At 53.0% G+C, this 26,452-nt stretch carries 23 protein-coding genes; 6 read left to right on the forward strand and 17 right to left on the reverse strand.

Features of this window, described 5'->3' with window-relative positions:
• Positions 1-194: 194 nt before the first annotated feature.
• Positions 195-800: a YdcF family protein gene (locus RCJ92_RS00825; RefSeq protein WP_446753474.1), complete on the reverse strand. Its 606-nt coding sequence runs from the start codon at positions 798-800 to the stop codon at positions 195-197.
• A 259-nt stretch (positions 801-1,059) separates the two neighbouring features.
• Between RCJ92_RS00825 and RCJ92_RS00830 the strand changes: the two genes are divergently transcribed.
• The 3 genes from RCJ92_RS00830 to RCJ92_RS00840 all read left to right on the forward strand — a co-directional run bounded on the left by RCJ92_RS00830 (position 1,060) and on the right by RCJ92_RS00840 (position 3,426).
• The gene (locus RCJ92_RS00830) at positions 1,060-1,320 is read left to right on the forward strand and encodes a hypothetical protein (RefSeq protein ID WP_446753475.1); all 261 of its coding nucleotides are present in this window, start codon (positions 1,060-1,062) and stop codon (positions 1,318-1,320) included.
• 162 nt (positions 1,321-1,482) lie between these two features.
• A complete protein-coding gene (locus RCJ92_RS00835) occupies positions 1,483-2,751 on the forward strand; it encodes a nucleotide sugar dehydrogenase (protein ID WP_446753476.1) in 1,269 nt (422 codons plus the stop codon).
• Between the two features lie 330 nt (positions 2,752-3,081).
• On the forward strand, positions 3,082-3,426 hold the full coding sequence (locus RCJ92_RS00840; RefSeq protein WP_446753519.1) for an ATP-binding protein: 345 nt from the start codon (positions 3,082-3,084) through the stop codon (positions 3,424-3,426).
• Positions 3,427-3,889: 463 nt separating this feature from the next.
• Here the strand turns inward: RCJ92_RS00840 and RCJ92_RS00845 are convergent, their stop codons facing one another.
• The 16 genes from RCJ92_RS00845 to RCJ92_RS00920 all read right to left on the reverse strand — a co-directional run bounded on the left by RCJ92_RS00845 (position 3,890) and on the right by RCJ92_RS00920 (position 23,928).
• Positions 3,890-4,954, reverse strand: coding sequence for a glycosyltransferase family 4 protein (locus RCJ92_RS00845; protein WP_446753477.1), 1,065 nt, complete (start codon positions 4,952-4,954; stop codon positions 3,890-3,892).
• A 1,250-nt stretch (positions 4,955-6,204) separates the two neighbouring features.
• Positions 6,205-7,653: a hypothetical protein gene (locus RCJ92_RS00850; RefSeq protein ID WP_446753478.1), complete on the reverse strand. Its 1,449-nt coding sequence runs from the start codon at positions 7,651-7,653 to the stop codon at positions 6,205-6,207.
• Between the two features lie 185 nt (positions 7,654-7,838).
• Complete coding sequence (locus tag RCJ92_RS00855) at positions 7,839-9,068, reverse strand: lipopolysaccharide biosynthesis protein (protein ID WP_446753479.1); 1,230 nt, start codon at positions 9,066-9,068, stop codon at positions 7,839-7,841.
• Positions 9,069-9,101: 33 nt separating this feature from the next.
• Positions 9,102-10,058, reverse strand: a complete 957-nt coding sequence (locus tag RCJ92_RS00860; RefSeq protein ID WP_446753480.1) for a CgeB family protein — start codon at positions 10,056-10,058, stop codon at positions 9,102-9,104.
• A 26-nt stretch (positions 10,059-10,084) separates the two neighbouring features.
• Positions 10,085-11,272 carry a non-hydrolyzing UDP-N-acetylglucosamine 2-epimerase gene (gene wecB, locus RCJ92_RS00865; protein WP_446753481.1) on the reverse strand — a complete coding sequence of 396 codons (1,188 nt, stop codon included), beginning with the start codon at positions 11,270-11,272 and terminating at the stop codon, positions 10,085-10,087.
• Between the two features lies 1 nt (position 11,273).
• Entirely contained in the window at positions 11,274-12,254 is a 981-nt protein-coding gene (locus RCJ92_RS00870; protein ID WP_446753482.1) for a polysaccharide biosynthesis C-terminal domain-containing protein, read from the reverse strand.
• Between the two features lie 110 nt (positions 12,255-12,364).
• Positions 12,365-13,417 (reverse strand): polysaccharide biosynthesis protein, encoded by a 1,053-nt coding sequence (locus RCJ92_RS00875; protein WP_446753483.1) that lies wholly within the window; start codon positions 13,415-13,417, stop codon positions 12,365-12,367.
• 8 nt (positions 13,418-13,425) lie between these two features.
• Complete coding sequence (locus RCJ92_RS00880) at positions 13,426-14,715, reverse strand: glycosyltransferase family 4 protein (protein WP_446753484.1); 1,290 nt, start codon at positions 14,713-14,715, stop codon at positions 13,426-13,428.
• A complete protein-coding gene (locus RCJ92_RS00885; protein ID WP_446753485.1) occupies positions 14,634-15,302 on the reverse strand; it encodes an acetyltransferase in 669 nt (222 codons plus the stop codon). Before RCJ92_RS00885 ends, RCJ92_RS00880 begins: the two co-directional genes overlap by 82 nt.
• Positions 15,295-15,915, reverse strand: coding sequence for a sugar transferase (locus tag RCJ92_RS00890; RefSeq protein ID WP_446753486.1), 621 nt, complete (start codon positions 15,913-15,915; stop codon positions 15,295-15,297). The genes RCJ92_RS00885 and RCJ92_RS00890 overlap by 8 nt, the downstream gene beginning before the upstream one ends.
• Complete coding sequence (locus tag RCJ92_RS00895; protein ID WP_446753487.1) at positions 15,912-17,030, reverse strand: DegT/DnrJ/EryC1/StrS family aminotransferase; 1,119 nt, start codon at positions 17,028-17,030, stop codon at positions 15,912-15,914. The genes RCJ92_RS00890 and RCJ92_RS00895 overlap by 4 nt, the downstream gene beginning before the upstream one ends.
• Before the next feature lie 14 nt (positions 17,031-17,044).
• Complete coding sequence (locus RCJ92_RS00900) at positions 17,045-18,787, reverse strand: polysaccharide biosynthesis protein (protein WP_446753488.1); 1,743 nt, start codon at positions 18,785-18,787, stop codon at positions 17,045-17,047.
• 657 nt (positions 18,788-19,444) lie between these two features.
• Complete coding sequence (locus tag RCJ92_RS00905; protein ID WP_446753489.1) at positions 19,445-20,074, reverse strand: arsenate reductase/protein-tyrosine-phosphatase family protein; 630 nt, start codon at positions 20,072-20,074, stop codon at positions 19,445-19,447.
• Positions 20,075-20,077: 3 nt separating this feature from the next.
• Positions 20,078-21,547: a polysaccharide biosynthesis tyrosine autokinase gene (locus tag RCJ92_RS00910; protein WP_446753490.1), complete on the reverse strand. Its 1,470-nt coding sequence runs from the start codon at positions 21,545-21,547 to the stop codon at positions 20,078-20,080.
• Positions 21,548-22,183: 636 nt separating this feature from the next.
• Positions 22,184-23,008 (reverse strand): ABC transporter permease, encoded by an 825-nt coding sequence (locus RCJ92_RS00915; RefSeq protein WP_446753491.1) that lies wholly within the window; start codon positions 23,006-23,008, stop codon positions 22,184-22,186.
• Positions 23,005-23,928 (reverse strand): ABC transporter ATP-binding protein, encoded by a 924-nt coding sequence (locus RCJ92_RS00920; RefSeq protein WP_446753492.1) that lies wholly within the window; start codon positions 23,926-23,928, stop codon positions 23,005-23,007. The genes RCJ92_RS00915 and RCJ92_RS00920 overlap by 4 nt, the downstream gene beginning before the upstream one ends.
• 137 nt (positions 23,929-24,065) lie before the next feature.
• Between RCJ92_RS00920 and RCJ92_RS00925 the strand changes: the two genes are divergently transcribed.
• The 3 genes from RCJ92_RS00925 to RCJ92_RS00935 are packed head-to-tail and all read left to right on the forward strand — an operon-like array spanning position 24,066 to position 26,097.
• Entirely contained in the window at positions 24,066-24,863 is a 798-nt protein-coding gene (locus RCJ92_RS00925) for a sensor histidine kinase (RefSeq protein ID WP_446753493.1), read from the forward strand.
• Positions 24,863-25,429 carry a hypothetical protein gene (locus RCJ92_RS00930; protein WP_446753494.1) on the forward strand — a complete coding sequence of 189 codons (567 nt, stop codon included), beginning with the start codon at positions 24,863-24,865 and terminating at the stop codon, positions 25,427-25,429. Before RCJ92_RS00925 ends, RCJ92_RS00930 begins: the two co-directional genes overlap by 1 nt.
• Positions 25,426-26,097: a response regulator gene (locus RCJ92_RS00935; protein WP_446753495.1), complete on the forward strand. Its 672-nt coding sequence runs from the start codon at positions 25,426-25,428 to the stop codon at positions 26,095-26,097. The genes RCJ92_RS00930 and RCJ92_RS00935 overlap by 4 nt, the downstream gene beginning before the upstream one ends.
• Positions 26,098-26,452 lie beyond the last annotated feature (355 nt).

The following is a 26,452-nucleotide window of genomic DNA, read 5'->3' on the forward strand; positions in this document are numbered from 1 at the left end:
TTCTTGCCTTCCCAGAACTCTGGCCCTATTGACTCCAGGGTTGGAATAGCAAGAGCTTCGTATTCGTGGCAAGACCACGCCATGTAAAGTAGGAACAGTTCAGTTGGTATTCAAAACATGAACAAGATCTATACATAGCAAAAGCAAGACTATTGCTACATCTCTTCACTTATTCGCATGTAACCGCATCATGGTTACTCGAAAGCCGTCTCGAAGACCGCCTTAACGAAGGCCGCATTCTCATAAATAATATGACGTACCCAGTCCTGCACAGAAAGCTTAGTTGGCGAAACCACGACTTCAACGTCTACGTCGGGAGGCAAAACGCGTTTGAAGATGAATTTTGCACGAAACGCGTGGTAACGACTAGTGACGACAGTTATAGATTGCCATCTTTGTTCTGATACCAACTCTTTTACGCTCAGTGCCTCACCATAGGTGCTATCAATTGCCGGCGTAAAGCAATGGATATCATCGTAAGAGTCCTTGCTACACACCTGGTCACCCAACCACCCCCTCTCTGGTTCTACTACTTCTTGACTCATACGTGATGGAAACCAGGAAATCACAAGTTCGTCGGCATTGCCCTGCGCATACAGATAAAGAGCAGTCGGCAGGCGGGAATTACCTGGAGCAAGTGAAATCACAGCGTCAGCATGCCTTCCTGTACCCGGTGTCGGAGCTAGCACTTTGCTAGTTACCATCGCTACCCAAGTGACGGAAGAAATAGCGAAAACAAATGAAATAAATGCAGTCAGGCGGCGTCCACGATGTTGCTTCGCTGGGATAAAACCATTCATTGAATAAAATATCATACAAGGTCCTATCGATTTAACCCTGGAAACTAACGAGATGCACGGGAACGAACGCACTTTCTCATCATCGTGCTGTTCGGATCAGTTCCTTCATTATCCCAAACGCAGTGCGTTTATGCAGACCTCTCGTTGACGCACGAAAAGCTTTTGACGGATACTACGTTGCGTAGCAAGAAAACCTCCGGCAACGCTTCTCTTAATTCTTGGGCTCTATGGGTATCTGCTGAGCAGCATGGAACTGACAATGAGCGCACGCAATCAGGTCATGAGGAAGCTCGCCAACATCTACCGGCTAGGTAACAAGGCGGCCAAGCCCACGATCCTGGAAGAGCTGGTCGTTAATGACGTCCCGAACAATGAAACCCCCGGGCCAACATTAGATCGTCCGGGCCATATCCCAGCAGCTACAGATTCTCGTGAATCGCCTTGTAAAATGGAGGGGTCAACAGACCGTGGCGTCCGCGAAGCGTTGATTTTAAGGTTTGCAATAGTAGAACGAGCATGATTCCGCAGTAAAGTGGCAAACGCCAGCAACACAATGGGCCAAAACATCGTTTCGTCGTCAGTTGTGACAAACTTAGATCGACGGGTGTGGAATTCGAATCAGACCTTGAGCGGGCAAATCGGCACCGCAGAGCAAGACATAAAAATCTAGAAAGGCTGCTGTATGGAATCGACGGCTAAATCTGTCGCTGTAGTGGGACAGGGTTATGTGGGGCTTCCCCTTGCGATGAGAGCCGTTGAAGTCGGTTACCAGGTAGTTGGCATTGATCTCGATATTTCTCGCGTAGAAGCTTTGGCGCAAGGCATCTCATTCGTCGAGGACGTTTCATCTGAAGCTGTCCACCGCGCGTTAGAGTCGGGTCAATACCGTCCCGTCAGCGACTACACTGAAATTGGCGATTTCGATATTGCAGTGATCACAGTTCCGACGCCGCTCCGTGAGTCACTTCCAGACCTGTCCTTCATTGAAAGCGCTGCGGAATCGCTGTCGGCTCACCTCACCACCGGGGCCACGGTAATCTTGGAATCGACAACTTACCCGGGCACCACTGAAGAGCTTCTTGTTCCGATCCTTGAATCTGGGTCTAACTTACGAGCCGAAGTTGATTTCAATGTAGGCTATAGTCCTGAGAGAATTGATCCCGGCAACCAGATTTGGAATTTTGTCAATACTCCCAAAGTGGTGTCAGGGGTCGGGCCAAAGTCGCTAAATCAGGTCGAAGCCTTCTACTCAAAGCTGGTAGATACAGTCGTTCCCGTGTCTACGCCAAAGGAAGCAGAACTAACGAAACTGCTGGAAAACACCTTCCGTCATGTAAATATCGCTCTCGTTAACGAACTCGCTATATTTGCACACGATTTAGGTGTTAACGTATGGGAATCTATCGAAGCCGCTGCTACCAAGCCCTTCGGCTTTATGAAGTTCACCCCCGGTCCCGGTGTCGGCGGCCATTGTCTTCCTGTTGATCCAAGTTATCTATCATGGCAGGTGAGGCAAAGTCTCGGACGAAGTTTCCGATTCGTAGAGTTAGCGAATGATGTTAACGAGCACATGCCTGATTACGTAGTCCAACGAGCGATCGAGGTGCTCAATCGCGAGAGAAAATCAGTTAATGGTGCACGCATTCTAGTCGTCGGAGTCTCCTACAAAAGAAACTCCGGTGATAGTCGAGAAGCTCCAGCATTACGTGTGATCGAATTGCTACAAACTTTTGGCGCTGTTATATCAGCGGCCGATAGCCTGGTTCCACTATCTCGCTGGCCCCAGGGCATCCAGCGAGTTGAGTTGAATAATCACGAGATAGAAAACGCCGATCTCATAATCGTAATCACCGACCACGATGAGTTCGATTTTAGCCTTTTGGAATCTAGCGACACCCCAGTGCTGGATACCCGAAACTCATTACATAGCGATACCGTTGAGAAGCTTTAGCATCAACTTATTATCAAGCAAAAGACAAAGGAAACGCATTCTGAAATGATTTAGCACTCACTGGTACCTGTAATCACCTAGTAACGGCAACGTTCCGAGAATCGTGCGCGGTGAGCATGTCCTTGAGTGTTGAGGCCCGGATCGAACTGACGATGGATGAAGCCCACGGATCGTTCATGAACACGAAGACAAGCGGGCTGGTCCGCCGGGCCAGACTGCGATACTCCGAACACCGACCTGCGCACCGTGGATCGAATCGAAGATCGTGAGCTGAACCAGTCTTTGCTGGCGTGACTGGCGACCTGCCGTTTCATTGAGCTGAACAGGAACCTGGTCTTTCAAGGCTTCACCGGATCCGGCAAATCGTATTTGGCTTGCGCGCTGGCGAAGCAGGTCGGCACCCATCGGTATCGAACCGGAGATGTGCGGATGCCGAGACTTGAAGAAGAATGGCAGCAAGCAGTCAATAAGCCGCTGGGTAAGCAGAAGTTGTTGCGTAAATATACCAACAACAGGGTCTTAGTGCTGGACGAATGGCTATTGGATCCGTCTGGCGCAGAACTCACGCGGTTCATATTCGAGCTCATGGAGCGTAGGCATGATGCCGCTTCGACAATTTTCTGCACCCAGTACAAGCAGTCGAACTGGCACGCCCGACTGCGCGCTGCCGCGTAGGCTGATGCGATCATGGACCGTATCGTGCACAACACGATCTGGTTCGAAACCGGAGGGTTCAATATGCGCAAGGCATACTCGGGTGCCAAACATTAGACACGGGTTGCATTCACGGTAGGATTCCTCGTTCGGAGTCGCCAGTCCTCGCCAATAGATCGACACTGCGGGCTGGTGGCTATAAACCGCAATAACGGGTGGCTCCCAGCACGATATTGGCCGCTCTAAAAGCTTCGAAGCTCCACATGAATATCTGAAAGCTTCAGACATCATAGTATTCCTGTTAAACGCCGTCGACTATCCTGTCCGCTATTTTAGACCAGTACCAGAGTCATATGCTTCAGAAAATACTACAATATTATCTAGATTCCGGGACAACAGATGAACAGAAACAAAATATATTCCGAACTAAAAGCCTTGGACCGTAACTCAATGCTCATAAAACATTCGATGCTTTACGTATCTTTCAGTTTGTGTTCGTGACCAAACTCCACACATGTTGCTTTTCCGGTTGTGTTCTCCATTTCTGATATGCTTCACCGGCAGATTTTCGCAGTTCGGTCCGCGCTTCGAGAGGGAGTGCTATGAAACGTTCGATCGCTGCGCGCCAATTCTCGGGTTCCCGATCGTTCACTACGATCCCGCCACCAGAGTTCAGGATACTGGTCCAAGGCGTGTAAGAGGTTGTAAATACTGGACAAGAGGCAGACAAGGACTCTGCGATCACGTGACCGAAATTCTCACCTGATGTGGGCATTAAGAGCGCGTCGTACGCAGCGAGCGTTTCACGAACCTGCTCGGGCGCGAGCGGACCTCTAAAACTAACCGAGACATTAGATGGGAGTAGCACAACAAGATCGCGGCAACGAGCAGCATAAACAGCGTCTTCTTCAGGACCGTAGATGTCGAGGGAGACGCGTTGTGATACTTGGCGGAGGCTTTCCAGCACAACGGACAGCCCTTTGTGCTCAACCAATCTGCCAAGGAAGACAAATTGAATATCAAGTTGCGGTTTCCTTATACAGAATAAAGCCTTTACGGGCAGTAAGGTATGGTTCTCACGAAGGACGATTCTTGCTCTCGGCCCCCAAATACTGCGAATATTCTGAGTCTCAAGGGCAGCCGTTGAATGCCAGATTACAGCACGGTCTATACCAAGAATACGAAAAAACCTTATATAAAAGCGTTTTCTGAATGAGTGACGGTCTAAGGCGCCTTTCCCGAACTCACCGCGAGGAGCAAGCAATAAAATTGGTTTTCCCCAGAAGCCGATACGCCACAGTAGTAGAGGGAAAATTGTGAATTTGGAATTAAAAAAACTATTAAAATGAAGTATTTTAGGTCGCTGTAGCCTGACGTCTACATAGCCTCGGAACAGCTGCACTACTGAACGAGCGGATGTATACCGAATCATCGAACGGGCATGGCGTGTCCATGAATTGATCTGCACTGCCAACGGCGCCTGCTCGTTAAGGTCGTGGTCATTTGTGATCACAATTGGTAAGAAATCGGAAGGGGACTCTTCAACCATCGCCTCCGTAGAACGAATGGGACCTCCCCCCTTGACCGCAGGGGGATACAAATGAGTAAAAATAGCAACTTTAACCCTTGGCAACGCACTTCTCCCAATGTTTATTTACCCGACGGCAGGCGGGATTGAATTCGAATGTAAAATGAAGGGGCAACTAGTTTATTGGCCATAAGTTCTTTGAGCAATTCGAAAACTTACCAAAGATGAATTGTTGCCGTCGGACACCTTTTCACAGATGCCTGCGCCGTTCAGATTATCAACCTAATAGTGCATTCCTGTCAACAACCGCTACAGCTCCGTTTGAGCAACGCGCGATGCTTCTCGGTGTAGCTCTGCCCAATTTGGCGGTCATTACCACCTTCTAGGACATTTTCGGAGGCGAGATTTGCTCGTTGCGTGAAGGGCACGACGATCGCCGAGAGGGGAACTTTTCTGCACTGGCGAACTGAAATGCCACCTTCCAAAGCGCACCTATTTATCCAGACGTCATCCGCAAGTGGGGACAATTGTAAGAACCTCTCGCCCTCGCTAAGTAATATTTTCTGCAAGCTAGGCGGAAACATAACCCCGGAAACACCTAAACTGAACCGTCCAATCCTAGAAAAATCATCGTTGACCGCTTGCCACATCGAATAAGGAGCAAGCTGGCCATTCTCGAAAATAGGTTTCCGGACCCAATGCGCTGCTATATCTTCACGTCTTCCTCGATTGAACGTAGCCCACAGATCGTCCAACCAATAGCGAGGGTAAAAAACGTCGTCATCCGCCGTCACTAAGTAGCCAGGCTCCTGTGAGATTACGAAATTGAAATATTTGTTGTGTGCACGGTATCTATCATCTCCCAACCGCACTTCAAGCCCGCGGGCAATCGCCCGTCGAATGTTCTTTCGATTCTCAATGTTTTCAAAATCTGGCGAATCGAGCCAAAGAATGATTCTTCCGGGACGTAGTTTACCTATTGCAATCGATTCTATAGCGAGGTGTGCTACTTTTAGTCTCGTCCCGTAAGAAGTTAGATTAATAACTATATCGTTATCCGGACTAGTGAATGGACGTCTGGAAAATCGGCTGAGAACTTCTAACAGAAAGAAAAGTAAAAGCGCCTTTAGGAACCGAAAAATCCTTCGGCTAACTTTTAAAGGAGTGAACCGGAACTCATTAAGACTGTTTCGAAAACTTATCAAGTTTACCTCTCTTTAATTCTAATGATCAGCAGGTGTCTTTTCATTCCCTGAGGGACTGTTAGTGTCTTAGGCTTCGTGAATACCCCGACTCCTAAATACAAGGAACACCGCCATGATCCATGTCAATACCATGATGGGAATACTAGCAAGGAACCCAGGAACATCGAGTTCTTGTTTCACAACAACCGAAGCAAAAAGTACGAGCAGAATAGTAGACTGTGGGTTGCTAAGGGCATTAAGAGAATCATCTACTGCACGTAACACAGCCCCGATCAAGAACATCCCTAGTAGTAAAACTGGAATACCACCAAACATGAATAGCGACCCCTGTGGCGTAATGGCACTCGATGATTCCCCTTGACCCCGATAGAAAGTCTTATAGAAATCGTAACCTGCAAGACGGACAGGTTTGTCACTCCAAATTGCACGTGGCACGACCCCTGTCAAAGGTGCAGATACAAGTTCTTTCGGGTCTCGATAGGGAATAGAACTCGGAGTATTGGCCTGAATTAGCGCTAAATTGTCAATCAACCTAATTCTGCTTGCTACTTGCGCAGCTGACTCGGCGGAATCTGTCTCTGCTAGATAACTGTCCAGTGAGAAAAGTTGAGATATCGCATAAGTACCTCCTTCCTGAACGTTCAGGACGCTATTCCCACGTACTTCTCCACGAAGCTGAGTGATGAAGGGAGTGACAACCAAGACGAAAACAAGCCCCGCAACGATCGTTCCGAAGACGGGGATTCGCTTCTTTAAAAAAATCCATGGAAGGAGAACAGCCAATACCACATCTAAAAATGACTCCTTCATTCCTGTCAAGATACCAAGAAGCGTGGCAATTGCTAATACCGGTATAAGCAACAACGATGCTTCTTTTATTCGTTTACCAACGGTAGAAATTGTAAGCGCCGAAATTGCAGCGTATTTCGCTGCAGAAAGTATAATCAAAGGCTGCACATACCATGCTGCTGTTTGGGACGTCACAGCACCTGTACTACCTAAATATCCGTACTGTCCGGTAAGTACAACCTTAATGACGTCTGCGAAGACACCAAGTGCGAAAACTGCATAAAGAGCAATTAATGTACGTGGTCTGAAAGATCGCTTTCTTACAAGGAACAATCCAACGCCTCGAATCGGAAGACCAAGGAATTCCGACAGCAAACGCGTATGATAACCGATAGTAGCTACCAGGAAAGCAACCGCTAATAACAGAAGGGTCTTCGGAATCCACGAAAGTGAAATCTGAGGACTAACCCACTCAGAATCGAGAATTGTAATCGTAGATAGACCATATGCTATTACGGCGTATCCGAAAAACCACGCGCCCAACCGCATGTTAAACAATGTTTGTATTGGCGCTCCGTTTGCCACACTGAGAAGACAAGCAATCAGTACGGCCACCAATGCCAAAGATCCTATATATATTTGTTCGTCGAGGTTGGTACGAGCCGAAGCGACAATTCCAAGTAACGCTGCTAACACGAAGAAGACGAGAATACTAACAGTTCTCATCTTTGCTCGCGTTAGCCGATCTCCCACTGCAGGTCCGTACTGAACCCGCGAATACAAGGAGTTAGTAATCATTGCTTTCCAATCAATGTCCGACTATATATCCGTAAAGCGAACTTAACGAATAAGTTACTGTATATAATTTATAACAAGCACCATCTATTCATTATCGGTATCACGTATATGCGTTACGATAGCTTCGCATTCTTTCTGGCACTTTTTAGATATATTATATTAGATAATAGAGCGATAGTTTCCCCGATAAAGAATCCGATAGGCGCTGACATGAGACCGAAACCAGGGACTAAAAAGATTAGCATAGTAGCACCGCAGACGAGAGCGAGCAATTGACCGACCGTGGCATAAAAAGGGTAGTGACGGCCACGCAAAAAAACCGCAATAAGAGCATTGATCCCACGGAGCCAAACGACCGGTATCAATAGCCAGATAAGAGGTAAAGCTTCTCTGAAATCATCGCCGAACACGATTGGTACCAGCGGTTGGGCAATCCATCCGATCAACAGTAGCGCAACAGATGATGCTAAAGCCGTAGCCAATAGACTTCGACGCTCTAATAAGACGCGTGAAGATTCAGCTTTTCCGAGCTTTGCACTCAGAGGAAAAACCACACTAGCAATAGCAGTTCCAAACGCACGACTGGCCTGAGAAACTGTCAGGGCTACGGCGTATTGTCCTAACTCATACGCACTCACAGTCCACGATAGAACAACGCGGTCATATTGCTCCGTGAGCGAGGCCGGAATTGCATATGAAGCCTGAGCCAGTCCGTATTTCGCTAGTTCTTCCTTCTCCTTACCCGAAGACCTTAACTTGTTCTGTCTGAAGGGCCGAAATAATACCCAGGCAATTATGAGCTGGCCTATAAAGCTCGCAATCATGCACAAGACTGTTGTCGTGAGTGAAAGCTGTCCGCTCAGGTGCAAAAATAGTAGACATATTAGATATAAAGCTGGCTGGGAAAACCTAACAATATTCCAAAAAGCATTTGATAAAGACTGTAAAGCATACACGTAAGGTGCAGCGATTGCGTTTACAAGGGTACCTATCAATATCACCCGGTATGCCATCGATACTTGAGCATCGCCATTGGACAGCAGATCAGCGCACAATATGCCGACAGAAAGAATTATGGCACTCCCCATCAGCATGGCCTTGCGAGCAATAGATATATATACTCGACTGCGCTCTGGATTTTTCGCAGTAAAAAAGGTGACTGCTGCGCTCTGTCCTAGCTCTGAAACAACGAGAGAGATCGTGAACCAGGCTACTATTGCCGCTAGATAACCCCGTTGCTCGGGGCCTAACGCGCGTGCTGTGATTACTCCAGTGACCGCTCCTAACATGGCCATACCCACATTGATGGAAGTCGACAGGATGACTGCATTATGAGTCTTCATAATCCTGCCTCATGTCGGAAAACTGATAACACATCAGATAGAGTCGAGCAACTGTTTGAGCCTATGATCCCAAGTATGATCTTTCGCAACACGTCGTGCTGCACGATTTGCAATATTGCGTGCATAATCGGGCTCTTCTACAAGTCTTCTATAAGCATCTAGTAGGCCCTCAAAACTCTGGAATGGAACGATTTCGTTGTCGTATTCAAATAGTTTATCCATTCCTGGACGAGGCTCCGTAAGCACGACCGCTCCAGATGCTGCGGCCTCAAATAGCCTGCAATTAGATCCAGCAAACTCTGCAGGATGTAGATTATTGAGGACAGCGACCGAACTTCGGAAAATTTGTGATTTTTCCTCTCTTGTTATCGAGTAGTTCATATGTGCAGCACGAATTCGTGGTAAGTCGATCCACGACGGCAAAGGGGCCCCGAAAATTCTCAATGGAACGCCTTCGGCCAGAAGTCGGTCTAGTAAAAGGGCGCGCGTAGGGTACAAATTACCCGCGACAGTGATCCGTATATCTGTCCCATACTCACCGATCGGCTGATGCCAATTTGGGTTTGCTCCCTCAGGCAAATAGGCAGCTCGAATTCCGTATACATCTGTAAGTTGCTCAACGAGCAAAGGATTCTTAAAGAATATTTTATCGAACCCCGCCATGAATATATCATGGCGACCGAGGTTGTGCACAGCATCCGGGTACCAAAGAACAACTCTTGCACCGTTTGCCTTTATTCGCTTGACCGATTCTTCACTTAGGCGTCGGTCCACGGCAATGACAACGTCCGGCTGATAGCTCACCACATTTTCAACAAGACGACGCTGAAGCTGCGTTCGCAGCTTTGGGAGTTTCTCAGCGGAGAACCCTAGGAGCCCTCTCACTTCCTTTGGGCCAGCTTCAGGCTGTGCAGGGCCCACACCGGCTATATCGTACCCTGTACGTCGTCCGGCATCAACAATATTATCTGCGAAGGTATCCGGAGCCAACGAACCTATTACTACAATCCTAGTCACTACACGGAACCGTCTCTCGAGGGGTTATGAGTAACAAGTTCTTCATCCCGCTCTTCAGCCGCTCTTATTCCGAATCGTGCGTAATGAGAGTGTGCCGCCGAGCGGATGAAAGCTAACACTCGCGCAGAGGTATCGGTGACTCCGTACTCTGAGGGCAGGGGTTGGTGCTCTCGTCGTGAATGGAAATCAATTGCAATCCGAACGGAATCGACGACGTCCTCGGGACGTAAGCCTGCAGTGATTATCGCGCCGACATCTTGGGCCTCAGGCCGCTCGATGAAATCACGCATTGTGATCGCGGGGAATCCCAGCATGCTTGCTTCCTCACTGATAGTACCGCTGTCCGAGAGTACTGCCTTAGCCTCTTGTTGTAATTTAATATAGTCAAGAAACCCAAAAGGTGGATGAAAAGAAATATTCCTTTTTTGGTCTTCATCCAAGAATTCCAGTCTCTTTCGAGTACGAGGATGAGTAGATACAAGTATGGGCATACTATACGCGGCAAAAATCGCTTGAAGTGATGCCACAGCTGTAGCCAACCGTTTTGGATCGTCTACATTTTCTTCTCTGTGCAAGCTCACCAAGAAGTATCCCTTAGGTTTTAGCCCTTGGCGCTCAAGGACATCGCTCGCTTGAATCTTGCGGAGGTTCTGACTCAGTACTTCGCGCATCGGTGACCCAGTAAGTAAAATGCGCGCGGGATGGATTCCCTCAGATATTAAGTTCCGACGCCCGTGCTCGGTATAGACGAGATTATAGTCAGCAACGTGATCTACCAGTCTACGATTCGTTTCCTCAGGCACATTCTCGTCAAATGAACGGTTACCCGCCTCCATATGGAACACAGGAACCTTCATCCGTTTTGCAATCACGGCCGAAATACAACTGTTGGTATCTCCGAGCACAAGAAACGCATCTGGCTTTTCCTTTAATAGAACAGCTTCGGTCTTCGTTAGAATCGATCCCAAAGCAGCCCCAAGTGATGAGGTATCTGCATTTAAAAAATGATCAGGCTTGCGTAAACCAAGATCTGTGAAGAATACTTCGTTGAGTTCGTAGTCGTAGTTTTGTCCCGTGTGAACAAGGACCTGTTCAGTATGCTCGTCGAGCAGCTTGATAGTCGCGGAAAGCCGAATTATTTCAGGTCTGGTTCCTACAACAGTCATGACCTTTAACTTGTTAGTCATTCTAAACTACCTCAATGATTGTATCGGGGTTATTAGGGTCAAATAGGTCATTCGTCCAAAAAGACGTATACAGCAGATCATCTCCTGTGTTCGATATATTATGAGCCCACATCGTCGGCATATCTATAGCTTGAGGCGAATCGCCGGATACCTCGAATGAGATTACTTCGTCAGTGAAGAGACGTCGAAGGGAAATCCTGGCTTGTCCGTGCAAGACAGTAAAACGTTCAATTTTACGTCGGTGGAAGTGATCCCCTCGCGTGACCCCAGGCATTGTAGTTGAGAACGAAGACTGAGCCTGCCCACCATGCGAGCGAATAGCTTCGAAAAACGAACCACGCGAGTCGGAATGACGAGTCAATTTAATTAGCGCCTGGTTCGGGAAGGTGAATGAGCGATAAGTATTGAACAGATCCCGACTAAAGTTATCGGCGACGTCCGGGATCTCTCCGTGGGTGTAAACTTTCGCGACTTCCTGCAAACGATGCAAAAGTCCTGATACAGTTTCGTGCTGCTCGAGCGCGGGTTGCGATACAATCTCAGCCTTGCCGATTAATAGATCAGCCGCGTTCTGGGCGTGCAAGAGCGTGAGCATCCTGTCGTTTTCGACAACCGGCTTCTCCCCTGTTGCAATCAAGTGGCTAAATGTCGCAGTAACTGAATTATAAAATGGACGTCCGTGCTCACCGAAGATGTTCGGCAATCGCAGATCTAAGAATTCTGCGCCGATACTCGAGGCTGCGGCGGCAATTACATCTGCCGCACGAGCTTTTGCTTCACCGTACGCCGTTCCGTTCGTTGCCTGTGTCGAGTTCGCATACACTACAACGGGGGGCGGACTGGCAGCTGTGCGAAGGGCAGACGCGAACTGCTCCGCAAAAGCAATGTTCCCTCCAGTCACTACCTCGTCTGAAGCTCGATTGATGCCGGCGATATGAATTGCACGACTACTGCCATCAATAGCATTGCTTGCCTGCGCCAAATCGAACCCCTTACCGACGGGCACTGGCACGACAGGCGTACAGCTTTCCTGAAGCGCCGCACGGAGATGCCATCCGAGAAAGCCCCCGGCGCCAGTAACTGCATACCGACTCATAGCTGGTCGATCGCTTTAACGGACAGGCCTGCAAGACGCAGTTCATCTCGCACTTCTGGAAGGGTAAGCAACAGTTCCTCTACCTCTGCGACGCCCATTTGTTCGACCGTGTGCGAGTCGTAGTCCTCAAAGCGGTTGCGGGTTATGTCACCTTCTTCAAAATAGACGCTGTAGTTAAGATCTCGATTATCGGCCATGACGCGGAAGTAGTCCCCCATGTCCCTGGCACGAGAAAGCTCTTCCCGTGTTGCCAGTGCTTCTGATAGTTTCTCCGCATGTCGTGTTCCGATCACTTCAATCTTGGACTTAGACCGGAAAAGGTTCAGCAACGCCTGCGCTAGCGACCCAATCGAGCACGCCTTGGCTTTACGGACGAAAAGATCTCCCTGTTGAGCATTTCGGAATGCAAACTCAACAAGGTCGACGGAGTGAGCCAAGGACATCATGAAGCGCGTCATTTCGGGATTGGTTACTGTGATGTTCTTTCCGCTTTTGATCTGTCGAATGAACAGGGGGATAACTGATCCCCTGGAATACATCACGTTTCCATAGCGAACGCACGAGACAGTTGTATCAGTGTTCGGATTGTTTAACCCATATGACTGTGCGACTTTTTCCATAAGCGCTTTCGACATTCCCATGGCATTCACTGGGTACACCGCTTTGTCGGTGCTCAAGCAAACGACACTCTTCACTCCGTTGTGATCCGCAGCTCGAACTACATTGTCGCTACCAACGACATTCGTGCGCATTGCCTCCATGGGAAAAAACTCGCACGAAGGAACTTGCTTCAATGCTGCCGCATGAAACATGTAATCCACATCTTTCGCGGCACGATCGATACTATAGAAATCGCGAACGTCGCCCACATAGAACCTCACACGACCATCGTTAATCTCGTGACGCATTTGATCCTGTTTCGCTTCATCTCGGCTAAAGATACGAATCTCGGAGACATCTCTGCTTAGCAACTTTTTCGCTACAGTGTGCCCGAATGAGCCTGTCCCTCCGGTTACGAGGATTCGCGCCCCTTCGTATGACTCGCTCATCGTGCGCTTCACTTTCCCTTCGCTGAATCGGCAAGTACTTCTTCAATTCTGGAGATCCCCGCTTCTCGGGAAAACCTCGAGCCATAGACGGTGCGTCCGCGCTGGGACATTTCCTCACGCTCCTGAGTGTTGAGCTTTGCCGCAGCTCGGAGTATTGATTCTAGTGAACTGACGCTTTCAGCGTCAGCGGTGAAACCGATGTCAGCTTCATCCACAATCGTCCGGACATCTCCTTGTACTGTCGTAATAACTGGCACCCCAGCTGCGAGTGCGGCCTGGAATTTAGACGGTATGGTTCCATAGAATGCCGGCATGTCCTTTAAGGATACGAGCGCATAATCCGCCCTCGAGTAAATGCCAGCCATCCTTTCGCGTGGTACCGGATCTACGAATCGGATATTTGTAGCACCGAGTTCAAAAACCAACCGACGTAACCCCTCGCGAGCAACTCCGTCTCCTATAATAGTCAACCCAACTCCAGCGTCAGCCGCTGCATGGACTGCGCGCACCGCCGTCTTGAGGTCCTGCATGTCCCCAACATTTCCGGCGTAGACTACCTCGGTACGTGGCTCCTTGACTGGAGAGAGGGCGGTATCAAACGTCTCATCCGCACCAGCCCAGTTGTAAATGAGATGTGCACGATCTGGGCACACCCCTCGGGATACTAATGTCTCCACCATCGTAGGGGCGATACCAACGACAGCGGCAGCGCGGCGGTACACGCTCCGTAGCCAAGGCTCCAGCATCCTGGAAATGAGTCGTCCCGCCCGGCCCTCCGATACCATCGACGAGCCAACAATAGAATCTGGCCACAGGTCCTGCACATGAAGAACGTACGGGCGACCGCCTAGAATTCGCCAGAGCCAAGGGCCGAATGCAGCGCTCATTTGTGTCGCATAGACATAAATAACATCTGCTGTGCGGGCAGTTTTAACTGCTGTCGCCGCAGACAGACCGAATGACAAGTAGTTCATGATCCGTTTGACAGCGCTGTGCGAATGATCCATATATAGCGGCACTCGGGAGACCAAAACTTCCCCGTGTCGTTCCTGTTCTCGCCATTTTTGACCATAACCTGAAAAGATCTCGCCTTTTGGATAATTGGGATACCCCGTAAGCACACGAACCGAGTGGCCGCGGCGCACCAACCCCTGTGCAAGATCACCTGGAATCGGCACTGCTTCCGGAGGGTAATATTGTGAGACGATTAAAATCCTCAAGTGCCGCTCGCTTCTAAATGCTGACGCGCTGGAACTCCAACCACCGTCACATTCGGTTCTAAATCCCGTGTGACGCATGCGCTCGCTCCGATAACCGTGTCGCTACCTACGAAAAGTCCTTGCAAAATGACGGCTCCCGCTCCCACTAGAGTTCGATCGCAGATCTCGACTTCACCGGACACTACCGCCCCAGGGTTCACGGAAACGAATTCACCGAGTAGAGCATCATGCCCAATGACTGCTCCCGGATTCAGATGAACGTATCGACACAGTGTAGTTTCAGTTGACAGTTGCACCCCTCCACACACGATGGACCCCTCCCCGATGACAGAGTTTGTACCGACAACCGCATCTGGATGAACCAGAGTTGCAGGTTTCCATCCTGCGTCCTCGAAAGTTGTCGCGAGCTTGACTCGCGCTCGCGGTGCGCCAATTCCAACAGTGAAAGTGGCGCATGTAAAGCGTTGCAATGCAGTTTCCATGTTGCCCAAGTATTCGTATCCGCGCGCAGCAATTCGCTCCAGTTGGATCTCAGCTGGGGCATCATCTGCGACACCGACAATCCGCCATATCGCTCCGCTTGATGCGGTATTGATGGCTTCGATGACATCAAGAGTTTCGCGCCCAAACCCGCCTGCCCCGATGACGACGATGTCCTCAACCATCTGAATCTCCGAATCTAGCCATGGATACATGCCCTTGTTGGTTGATGCCCTCACGAGCGAAAACCGACCTGGTGGTCTTAAGAAGGATGAGCATGTCCACTATGAAGGAACGGTTATCGACGTATTCCACGTCGTACGCGAACTTTTGCTCCCATGTCAAGCTGTTGCGACCGCTGACCTGGGCTGCCCCTGTGATACCGGGGCGCACTTCGTGTCGGCGCGCCTGTTCCGGGGTGTAGCGGTTCAAGTACTCTACAAGCAATGGACGTGGCCCTACGAGACTCATGTCACCCCTCAGGACGTTGAATAACGACGGCAGCTCATCGAGACTCGTCGAGCGTAAAACCTGACCGAACTTCGTGAGTCGGTCTTCATCTGTGACCAGCCCCTTCGTCGCGTCCACATCGAGCATGCTCCGGAATTTGTAAAGCGTGAAAACGTTGCCGTCTAATCCAGCCCGCTCCTGTTTAAACAGCACGGGCGAGCCGAGTTTTACGCGCACGAGCAGAGCAGTCGCGCCGATGACAGGCGAGAGCAGAACAAGTCCTGTGCCTGCACCGATAAGATCAATCCCACGCTTGACTACGTCGAACGCACCTCGCTGCGCGCTCATTTCTGCGCCCCGATAAACTCAGAAATTTTGTCGTAAACAAACTCACGCTGTCGCTGCGAAAGAGCGGAACCGCTGGGCAACGTCAGATGAGTCTTAAACAGTTGCTCCGCAACTCCACTAATCTCGCCTTCGTATTGCGAGAATACTGGCTGTAAGTGCATTGGTTTCCAGATAGGTCGGCTTTCGATATTATTCCTTGCTAATGCCAAGGCGAGATCTTTGGGACCAAAACCAGTCACAGACTCATTGATCGAGATTGCGGTCAACCACACGTTATCTTCATCGTCGTGTTCAGAACCAAAAACTCTGATACCTGGCATGCTCGCAAACAAGTTCTTGTACTCGTCACGTAGTTTCCGACGTTTCGCGATCATCTCATCCAGACGTTCGAGCTGAGCGCGTCCTAGTGCAGCAAGAAGATTGCTCATGCGGTAGTTGTACCCGACATCCAGATGCTCGTAGTGGATAACAGGTTGGCGAGCTTGAGTTGCTAGATAACGCACGTGGTTCGCGAACTCTTCATCGTCAGTCATCAACATGCCGCCGCCGGAGGTCGTCATGATCTTGTTCCCGTTAAAGGAAAAAACGGACGCAGCCCCAAAACTGCCGACGGGCTTCCCACGATGTTTAGCACCAAGGGATTCAGCGGCATCGGAAAGAACCGGAACGTTAAACTCTTGAGCGATAGATAGAATTTGCGTGTAGTCGACCGCCTTACCCAACAGATCAACGGGCACGACAGCTGCTACGCGCCTACCCTGTTCTTGTAAACGAACCAACGCCCGACGAAGCAACTCGGGATCCATGTTTCCTGTATGTGGTAGGCAATCGACGAAATGAGGCTCGGCTCCTGTGTACATAATCGCGTTGGTAGTAGCGGCGAAAGTCATCGTCGAGGTTACTACGACATCACCTCGTGTGGCGCCTAGCGTCAGCAATGCCAAATGCAATGCGGCAGTACCAGAACTCAGCGCGATGCCGTGGGAAACGCCGACGCGATCGGCTATCTCAGTTTCAAATGCATCAACATCTGGACCGAGCGGAGCGATCCATCCACTGCGCATGGCCGCAAGCACTGCGTGCTCTTCGAGTTCTCCTACATCCGGAGATGACATGAGTATACGGTTGTTCACTTTTCTGCATGCTCCGTGTTCGCCCGCGAAACTACCGCGGTGTCGTGATTCCGACGTGTATTCGCCATATGGGCCATCCAACCTGCTTTGTCGAGTCGTTCCGGCGCAAGCGGTTCAGCCCGAGTATGTGAGACTTGCGGATGGAAAGGACGTTCGAGGCTCTCATTAAAGCCCACAAGTTCTTCATGCAGTTTCTCGCCATCGCGCAATCCTGTAAAGACAATCTCGATCTTCTTCCCTGACATTGCGATCATGCGTTTAGCCACATCAAGAATCTTCACCGGCTCCCCCATGTCGAGAATTAGCACCTCGCCAGCGCGACCAATCCCACCAGCTTGGATGACCAACTGACACGCTTCCGGAATGGTCATGAAATATCGCGTAGCTTCAGGATGGGTAACGGTAACCGGTCCGCCTGATTCAATGAGTGACTGGAAGGTAGGCAGCATTGATCCCCTGCTTCCGATAACGTTCCCGAATCGAACGGACAGATAACGTAAGCCGGTGTCTTCGGCAGCCCAGGAAGTGATTTTCTCGGCAACCCGCTTGGAGTGACCCAACACGCTGGTTGGGTTCGCAGCTTTATCGGTCGAAACGTTCACAAACGTAGACACACCCACCGATCGCGCGGCGTTCACGACGTTGCGAGTACCGAGAACATTCGTCTTCCATGCTTCGTCCGGGTACTGCTCAAGTAATGGGAGATGTTTAAGCGCGGCAGCATGAAAGACTACCTCAGGTCGTCGACTAGCAAAGATCTGGTCCAATTCCTCAGCATCGCGAATATTTGCGAGCACCACGTCATGGGTGTCGAGCAATCCATGACCTACAGTGCCGAGTTGAGCTTGTTGAAGACCGGTTTCGTCTCGGTCAAGCATGATCAGCTCTTTAGGACCAAAACGATACAGCTGACGGCACAGCTCGGAACCGATTGAACCGCCAGCGCCCGTCACGAGCACTCGCTTGCCAGTTACATAACCCGCGATGTCTTCTATTCGTGTGTCCACTGGGTGCCGACCTAGTAGATCCTCGATCTTAACAGAACGCAGGTCCGCGACCGTCGCCTTGCCAGAAAGCAGCTGCTGTACAGTCGGAATCACCATGATGCGAAGCCCGGCATCGATCCCGGCATCAGTGAGGCGACGAAGCAGCGGCGCGTCAGCGTTGGCGATTGCCAGGACCAGGATTTCAGCCCCTGTTGAGGCGGTGACCCGTGCGATCTGATCAGTGCCACCTAGTACTTGGACGCCATGTAAATGCAGATGCTTTTTTGCAGGGTCATCGTCGAGTAATCCCACTGGTCGTAGCGGGGAGTCCGGGTCCGTCATCATATTTCTGATGATGAGTTCTCCCGCGTTGCCCGCACCTACGACCAGCGTCGCCGTTGCACCTATGTCAGGTTTTCGGGCGTGGTCCAAGGATAATCTCCGCAAGTAGCGCACACCGAACATCAACACCAATGCGAACGGGAAAGCGATCAATACAGAACTTCGAGGAACCTCAAAGAATGGACCGAAGCCCAAGACTGCAATCGTGAGTAGTATGGACTCTGTCAGAATGGACAAGGAGAGGGACCGTACCTCCGCAAAAGATCCGTACTGAAAGCGGCCCGAGTAGAGTCCGAGGAAATATCCAATAGCGACATGTAGCAGGCCAGCTACGACCCCAAGGATGATGGTCGAGAGCCAGTTTACCGACTCCAGAGAGAATTCGAACCGCAGAACCACCGCAGAGATCATTACGATAAGCCAAATTGTGCAATCAATATTTAATTGCAGAAGCGAACGTAAGCGCGCGCGACGTAACTGAACTGCCTTTAGCGGCATGGTCCCCCAACTTTACTTTTGCACCCGGCTAGGCATTTATTTCGGTACTAGACCACTTATCCGGAGAAGATGTACGATCATGCGAACGCATGCACGTTCTCTAATACAAATGTACAACCAAGCGGAAACCGTGATCACGTAGTGCGGCTTTTGTTACGCTGACGTCGACTAACAGAAGCCGCTCAATGGTATTGACCATAGTTTATACGGAAGCCGGTCAAGTCTCAGTACAGAGGATGTTTCTGGACTTGGAAAATTACTCAGTTAAAATGGAAAGCAAGTACATGATTGGTACGGAGCCCAATCCTCAATCAGAACTTTTAGCAACCTCTACGCTAAGTCAGTGATTGCTCCGCCGAAGCACCCAAAACCGTTCAAGATAGTGTCAGTCTCGCCAAACGAATGCTCGCATATAATCTCGTAGTCTGCGGGAGCACAGTTTCATTCGTGGGATGCATGTCTAAGTCAGAGCGAACGCAGAAAGGATAATCGCTACAAACGCTAGAGTGGTTAGGCCCGAGACCCAGATTGCTTTAGGGGTCTTACGGTGGTTTGGCCGTGGTGCTTGCTTCACCATGGGTTCAACCCCGCCGCACGATCTAGGAAAAGAGCGACCGTGCTGACGGCAGGTACTAGCTGTTCGGCAGATTGACAGTAAATATCCTCACTTCGACGGTATGGGTCGATAACGTCGTCATCAGCGGGATTATCGAGTAATGGCAGCGAACCGCGAAGTTGCGCCGTCGCTTCAACAGCATTGCGTAAGCGCTCGGGTACGGATGTCCCTGCAAAGCGTCTAAGATCTTCTTCGGCAACGCTCTTACCCAAGCGCGCGAATTCCCGCAACGTGAACGTATACCGACTTGCGCGCGGAAGCATTTCAACAATTTGACGCCGATGGTCGCGACTCAAAGCGAGAATCAGATCCGACGAGCGGATTTCGGCTTTGGTGATCTGTCTGGCGCGGTGCTCCGCAGCGTCCCCCAGACCGTAATCAATAGCAATCCATTGGTTCTGCAACGACATCGGCTCGTGCACCAGGGCATGCGTTCCCGCGCTCAAGAGTTCCACTGGCAACCCCACCAACTCTTTGCGCAGTAGTAACGCGGCGAGCGGCGAACGGCAAACATTCCCTGTGCAGACAGTCAGGATCCGGAATGGACCATGCGGCGAGACTTCGTTAAAAAACAACTGTTCCATGAGTTACCGCTGACCTCGTCGTCCAATCGGTCCATCTGGCATCGCAGCAACTGCTTTTCCCTTTGGAGATGACTCCGGAGACTCTTTGTCGCCGCCGTAGCTTCCATAAGCACCGTAAGCTCCATACGCATAACTATCCGGGCCTTTGGTAGGCAGCATCGTAACAATAATTCCAAGCACCTTGCCCCCTGCAGACTTAAGGCTGTCTACAGCACCTGCCAGCGCTTGCTTACGAGTCGAGCCGGAGGCAGCCACCAGTAATGCACCATTCGTGAGCTTGCTCAGCACCGCTGCATCAGTGACCAGCAACAGCGGCGGCGCATCGACTATCACGTAGTCAAAGTGCTCGTTTAGCATAGTGAGCAGCTCTTCCATGGCACGCGAACCTAGTAACTCGCTTGGATTAGGCGGTAGCTTTCCAGCGGGAATCACATAAAGGTCATTTCGTCCCCAGCGCTGCACAACGTCAGCAACCTCCGCTTGACCAATCAAGATGTCAGTCAGTCCCGCACCCCCTTCGATTCCCATGTACCTGGCTATGCCCGGTAGGCGCAGGTCGCCATCGACTAACGCGACACGAGAGCCAGTTTCGGCCAGGGCCAGGGCCACGTTTGACGCGGTGGTCGATTTGCCCTCGCCAGGCCCAGCGGAGGAGATTACGAAGCTGCGGCCTCGCCTTTCTTCAGAGTCACTAACCGCCAGAAACTGGAGGTTAGTACGAAGGGTTCGAAACGACTCAGCACGGGGGCTTCGAGGATCAGCTTGGACGATCAGAGGACGCTTGCTAGCCTCCGGATCGTAGATAATTCCGCCTAGCAACGGCACATCCGTGGTTTGCGCAATGTCTTGCAACGAGTGAATCCGGTTATCCAGTGCGGAGCGCAGAACAGCTATGCCGACCCCAAATGCTAAGCCCAAGAGGGTACCTAATGCGATGTTCAGCGGCACCCGCGGGCTGACCGGGGCACCGGGAACGGCCGCTGGCTGAACCGTACTAAGCGATACCAGGCTTGGGTCACCCTCGACAGTGGAAGCTTCGAGATCATTTTCTACGACTGATTTCAGGCTTTCGCCAACAGCATTGGCAATATCGGCGGTCTGAGCAGGGTCTTCACCGTGGACGGTTAATGTCACGAGCGACTGGTTTGCCGGAGCCGTGGCCTGGACTCGCGTCGAAAGAGCGCTGGAAGTCAAGTCGAGGCGCAGTTCATCTACCACAGGGCCTAGCACGCTCTCAGTCGTAGCAATCGCGGCGTAGGTCGACACACTTTGTCGGGCGAGAGTAGAGCCTTGGGCGAGATCTCCAACGGCTTGTCCCTCACCGCGCACCGAAACGTAAAGCTGAGTTGTTGCTTCAAACTTGGGAGCCATAACGAGAGAGGCTCCGGCACCGGCAGCCATTCCTAGCAGCGTAGTCGCTACGATCAGTATCCAATACTTGCGAAGAATCCTTAGATAATCACGCAACTCCACCGCGGTTATTCTCCTATTTGTTCGGTGGGCCTCTCGGTCACAATCTTCACGAGGCAAGACCCTGTACGATCGAGGTCATCTTTACATTCTGCAAAGTTAAACCTAGCGGTAACCTTGCGCAATCCAACTAATTGTTGCAAGTATTCTCGCGCGTAAGTCTGTGACACTGATATTTTCAGGCTACCTGAAAATCTCCCACTGACGATCCTACCATCTGTGAAATTGACTACTGGCATCATCCTCCGTGGTGCATGCTTCAGTAACTGCAACGTCCAGGCCGCTCAAGGTTCGCTGGGGTAATAGAATACAATTCTATACTTGGGGTACCCTGCCTTCCGTTCACTTGGCTATATCCTGCGATAATTTTTGGACGTGGCACCTCCACCAGCCCTTGGTGGCCCTGTCCCTTCTAAGACTTAGCAACTACCTTTAGAATGGTGACGTTCCACATGCTGGCACTAGCGGCCTGCAGATAGCTGCGATTACCACTTTCCAAGCCATTTTGCTATGCGGACATACCACAGCCCTGATCCGACTCAAGACATAAGACCGCTTCAGGTTGCCCAATTTAGAGCTCTTCAAAGCCTGACAACACGAGACTCATGTTCTTTATACGCTCTTTCGGTTTTAGTAAAGTCAGACGTCCCGATAGTTGAGCGAGAGCCAGCCAGCGCTAAGCAGCCCGGCCGCCCAAAGCAGCAGGACTCCCAGGGCCATCCCGCTGCCGTAGGGTTCGGTGGCTCCGGTTGCCAGGACTGTGGCCGCCGCCGTGGGCAGATAGTCCACAGCCGTGGAAATCCACTGCACATTTACCAGGCCCAGCAGCTGGGGCATGCCGATCAGCAGGACCAGAGCCGCCACAATGGTGCCGGCAGAGTTGCGGCACAGCGCCGCAATCCCCAGCACCATGAGCATCATCAGCCCCAGGTACACTCCGGCTCCGGCGAGCGCGCGGATCAGGTCCACGGCGTCAAAAACTCCGTACTCTCGAGCGGAGAGGGCCGCCGGAACGGTGCCAAGTCCCACCCCCACGATTCCCATTACCGTTCCGGTGACGAACAGGAACACCGCCTTGGCAGCGTAGAGCACGCCGCGGCGCGGGGCGGCCTGCAGGCTGGAGGTGATGGTGCCTGAGGAGTACTCGGTGGTGAGGCACAGGGCCGCCGCAGTGGCGAAGAACAGCTGGGCCAGCTGGAGGGTGGAGAACACCAGTTCGGGTGCCGGGGTATAGGTGTCAAAGCCGTTATCGCCACTGGCCTTGGCGCTGGCGCCAAGCAGCCAGGCGGTGCCGACCATGCAAATTATGCCCAGCCACAACATCCAGGTGAGGGATCGCAGCGAGAAGAACTTGGTCCGTTCGGCCGCTATCGCCGGGACCAGAACCGTCCCCTGGTTGCCGATTGCGTTGTGTCTGCCGGAACCCCGGTGCCGTGGGAGGGTGGGTTCTGTTTGTGTTTTCATGGTCGGGCCGCCTTGGGATTGTTGGTGGTGTATTGGACGCTGTCCTGGGTCAGTTGCGTGTAGACGCTTTCCAGGGAGCCGCGGGTCTGGCTGAGTTCATGTAGTTCTATGCCGTTCTGGTAGGCCAGTGCCCCGATGCGTGGCAGCTCTGCCCCGTTGACCAGCAGGGCACCGTCGGTGGTGCTGCTGCAGCTGAACTCTGCGCCGGTGAGCGCGGCTTCCATGGCAGGGTTGTTCGTGGTGCGCACGGTGATCAGGGTGGAGCCGAATGTCTCCAGCAGGTTCTGGGTGGGGTCCTCCACCAGCAGCTGTCCTTGGCCGATAATCACCAGATGATCGGCCACCTGCTGCACTTCGCTCATCTGGTGGCTGGAGGCAAAGGCCGTGGCCCCCTCCGCGGCGCGGCGGCGCATCAGACCGCGGGTCCATTCAATGCCCTCCACATCCAGGCCATTCATGGGTTCGTCGAAGATCAGGACCGGCGGTTCGCCCAGCAGCGCTGCGGCGATGCCCAGCCGCTGCCGCATCCCCAGGGAGAACCCGCGGATGCGTTTGCGAGCCACTGCGGCCAGGCCCACCTCTTCCAGCACCTCGTGCACCCGCCGGCGCGGGATGCGATTGCTGCGGGCCAGGGCGGTGAGGAACTGTCGCGGCGTTTGCCCGGGGTGGCCAGCGGTGCCGGTGATGTGCGCTCCCACATGATGCAGCGGCCTGTCCAACTCCCGGTAGGGCTGGCCGTTGACCAGGGCACGGCCCCGGGTGGGCTGGTCCAGTCCGAGGATCATGCGCATGGTGGTGGATTTGCCGGCGCCGTTGGGCCCCAGAAAGCCGGTGACCCTACCGGGCCTGATTTCCAGGTCCAGGCGCTGCACGGCGGTGGTTGCGCCGTAGTCCTTGCCCAATTCCTTTAACGTGATCATGGGTTTCCTCCTTGTTCGGCTTCCAGACTAGGAACCGCACCGGTTGGCACACACCGGGCCTGGGACGGTAATTGAAAAGCCGGGAACCCCTACTTTCGTCGGTAGGCGCGCCCCGGCGGCACCGATAGCATGAGGTCATGGTCAGGTGGCGAAAACCGGTAGTGCTCACGGTGGTGTTGGGCTTGTGCGCCTTCCTGCTGCCGGTGGCCACCCCGGTAAACCTCGCCTTCTGGTTGACCCCGTTCGCCGTGGTCGGCTCCTATCTGGCCGGGCGGCACCTGCCACGGCTTTCCCCTGGCCTGCTCGCGTTGGCTCTTGGCGCCCTGTTTGCCCTGCCGGTGCTGCTGTTCACCGGCCTGAGCGTCCAGACCATGGTTTTCACCAGCCTGGCCACCCTGGTCATCTTTGTCATCCTGCGCTGGTGGGTAGGCCGGCTGTGGCACAACGCCGCGGCATTTCGCGCCGCCGAAGCCGAGCACCTGGTGGTACAGGCCGAGTTGCGCGAACGGACTCGCATTGCCAACCAGATGCATGATGAGTTGGGGCACGACCTGGCGTTGTTGGCCCTGCAGGCCGGGGCGCTGCAATTGGAGGCCGAGGATCACCCCCAGTTGAGCAGCCAGGCCGAAAACATCCGCTCCCGGGCGGATGGGGCGATTGCCAGTCTGCACGAAATTGTGGGGGTGCTGCGCGAGGAGGGGCAGGCTGCCCCGCTCCAGCCCCGCGGTGGCTCGCTGAACGACCTGCTGGCGCAGGCGCGGGCCGGGGGCCTGGAGCTGGAAGTGGACCAGCGCGGCCAGTTTCCCGAAACCCTCCCCCAACCCTGGTGGTCCCAGACCGTGCATCAGGTGGTGCGCGAGGTATTGAGCAATGCCGCGAAGTACGCGCAGGATTCCCGTCTCACAGTAAGACTGGAACTGGAGGGGATCCGGTAGTGGTGCGGGCCGGCAACCGGGCGGCAGCAGAAGCCGTCGCCCGGCCCGGGGCCAGCGGGCTGGAGGCCCTGCGCCAATTGGTGGAAGGCAGCGGCGGCACCATGCAGGTCACCCATCGGCACGGCCGGTTCGAGGTGCTCGCCCGCATACCCCGCCTGCAGCGGCTTCCGGCGGTGCCGGCCCGTGCCCCGCGCCGGCGCTCGGCACGGATCTGGGCGGCGGTGCTGGTGCCGGTCGTGCTGTTGGGGGTGCTCGGCGGCGGGCTGGTGTACGTCCTGGATGCCACCTACCGGGCGACCGCGCTGCACCCGAGCGACTTTCAACGGCTCGAACTCGGGATGAGCGCAGAAGCTGTTGCCACTATCGTCACCGCGCCGGGGCTGGACCGGGCGCTGCCCATCACCGCGGAACCCGCCCGGCCGGAGAATTCACAATGCCGGTACTATGCCGCCCATACCGGCCCGTTCGATTTCGGAAACGAAATGTTCCGGCTGTGCTTCAGCAACAACAAGCTGGTCTCCGCCGACCAGCTGTACCCCGCCAAAACCCCGGAGGGCACGCCTTGACCACTCCCACTCCCATCACGGTGCTGCTCGTGGATGATGATGCCCTGATCCGCACCGGACTGGAGACCATCCTGGCCAGCGACCCGCGCCTTCGGGTCATTGCCCAGGCCGAGCATGGGTTGCGCGCCGTGGAACTGGCCTCGCGACTGCAGCCCCAGGTGATCCTGATGGATATCCGCATGCCCCAGCTGGATGGGCTGGCCGCCCTGGAGCGCATCATGGCGGACAACGGCCAGGCCCGCGTGCTGATGCTCACGACCTTCGGCGAGGAGGCTTACATCGACCGGGCCATGGCCGCGGGGGCGAGCGGCTTCCTGCTCAAGAGTTCGGACCCACGCGAACTGATCAATGCGATCCGTGCCGTGGCCGAGGGCGCCGTGGCGCTCTCCCCGCGCATCGCCCGGCGGGTGGTGGACCGGGTGCGCAGCATTGATGATGCCGCTGCCGCACGGGCCATCGAAGCGGTCAGCCGGCTCACGGTGCGGGAGCGCGAGGTGCTGGCCCTGGCCGGCGCTGGTCATTCGAATGCGGAGATTGCCGAGCGGCTGGTGCTCACCGAGGCCACGGTCAAGGGATACATGAGCACCGTGCTGGCCAAATTGGAGGCCCGGAACCGGGTGCACGCGGCGATCATTGCCTATCAGGCGGGCATGGTCAACACCGGTTGATACCGGTCGCTGCCGCGTACGTGTGGAGGTGAACATGAACTTGATCGAGTCCGGCTGGTCTCGGTTTCGGTGAGTAACGACGGTCTGTTGCAACTCCACTGCTCATTGGGGCTCCAGCCGCGAATAACGAACCGCAATTTTGGTGCTTGTTATGTCCTGGACACCTCGCAGGTATAGTTTTCTTTCTTCTGCTAGTTGCTTGGCATTACACTCAAATTCCGCTTCGCAATTGACTGAGTAACTGTGGCGAGTTCGCGGATTACTAGTAGCGAACAGACCAACTAATTCGTCTGGTTCCAGAATCCCAACGCACTGCCTGGGGGATTCGTCAACCTTCGGTCTATGTCCTCGGTCG

It is taken from the genome of Glutamicibacter sp. BSL13 (assembly GCF_052928425.1).

Coding starts and splice junctions, on each gene's coding strand:
- RCJ92_RS00925 (WP_446753493.1), top strand. CDS start 24,066: ATGGTCAGGTGGCGAAAACCGGTAGTGCTCACGGTGGTGTTGGGCTTG.
- RCJ92_RS00905 (WP_446753489.1), bottom strand. CDS start 20,074: ATGGAACAGTTGTTTTTTAACGAAGTCTCGCCGCATGGTCCATTCCGG.
- RCJ92_RS00825 (WP_446753474.1), bottom strand. CDS start 800: ATGAATGGTTTTATCCCAGCGAAGCAACATCGTGGACGCCGCCTGACT.
- RCJ92_RS00880 (WP_446753484.1), bottom strand. CDS start 14,715: ATGCGTCACACGGGATTTAGAACCGAATGTGACGGTGGTTGGAGTTCC.
- RCJ92_RS00875 (WP_446753483.1), bottom strand. CDS start 13,417: ATGAGCGAGTCATACGAAGGGGCGCGAATCCTCGTAACCGGAGGGACA.
- RCJ92_RS00855 (WP_446753479.1), bottom strand. CDS start 9,068: ATGAAGACTCATAATGCAGTCATCCTGTCGACTTCCATCAATGTGGGT.
- RCJ92_RS00845 (WP_446753477.1), bottom strand. CDS start 4,954: ATGGTTGAAGAGTCCCCTTCCGATTTCTTACCAATTGTGATCACAAAT.
- RCJ92_RS00890 (WP_446753486.1), bottom strand. CDS start 15,915: ATGAGCGCGCAGCGAGGTGCGTTCGACGTAGTCAAGCGTGGGATTGAT.
- RCJ92_RS00895 (WP_446753487.1), bottom strand. CDS start 17,030: ATGTCATCTCCGGATGTAGGAGAACTCGAAGAGCACGCAGTGCTTGCG.
- RCJ92_RS00850 (WP_446753478.1), bottom strand. CDS start 7,653: ATGAGAACTGTTAGTATTCTCGTCTTCTTCGTGTTAGCAGCGTTACTT.
- RCJ92_RS00915 (WP_446753491.1), bottom strand. CDS start 23,008: ATGAAAACACAAACAGAACCCACCCTCCCACGGCACCGGGGTTCCGGC.
- wecB (WP_446753481.1), bottom strand. CDS start 11,272: ATGACTAACAAGTTAAAGGTCATGACTGTTGTAGGAACCAGACCTGAA.
- RCJ92_RS00920 (WP_446753492.1), bottom strand. CDS start 23,928: ATGATCACGTTAAAGGAATTGGGCAAGGACTACGGCGCAACCACCGCC.
- RCJ92_RS00885 (WP_446753485.1), bottom strand. CDS start 15,302: ATGGTTGAGGACATCGTCGTCATCGGGGCAGGCGGGTTTGGGCGCGAA.
- RCJ92_RS00835 (WP_446753476.1), top strand. CDS start 1,483: ATGGAATCGACGGCTAAATCTGTCGCTGTAGTGGGACAGGGTTATGTG.
- RCJ92_RS00900 (WP_446753488.1), bottom strand. CDS start 18,787: ATGATCTCTGCGGTGGTTCTGCGGTTCGAATTCTCTCTGGAGTCGGTA.
- RCJ92_RS00830 (WP_446753475.1), top strand. CDS start 1,060: ATGAGCGCACGCAATCAGGTCATGAGGAAGCTCGCCAACATCTACCGG.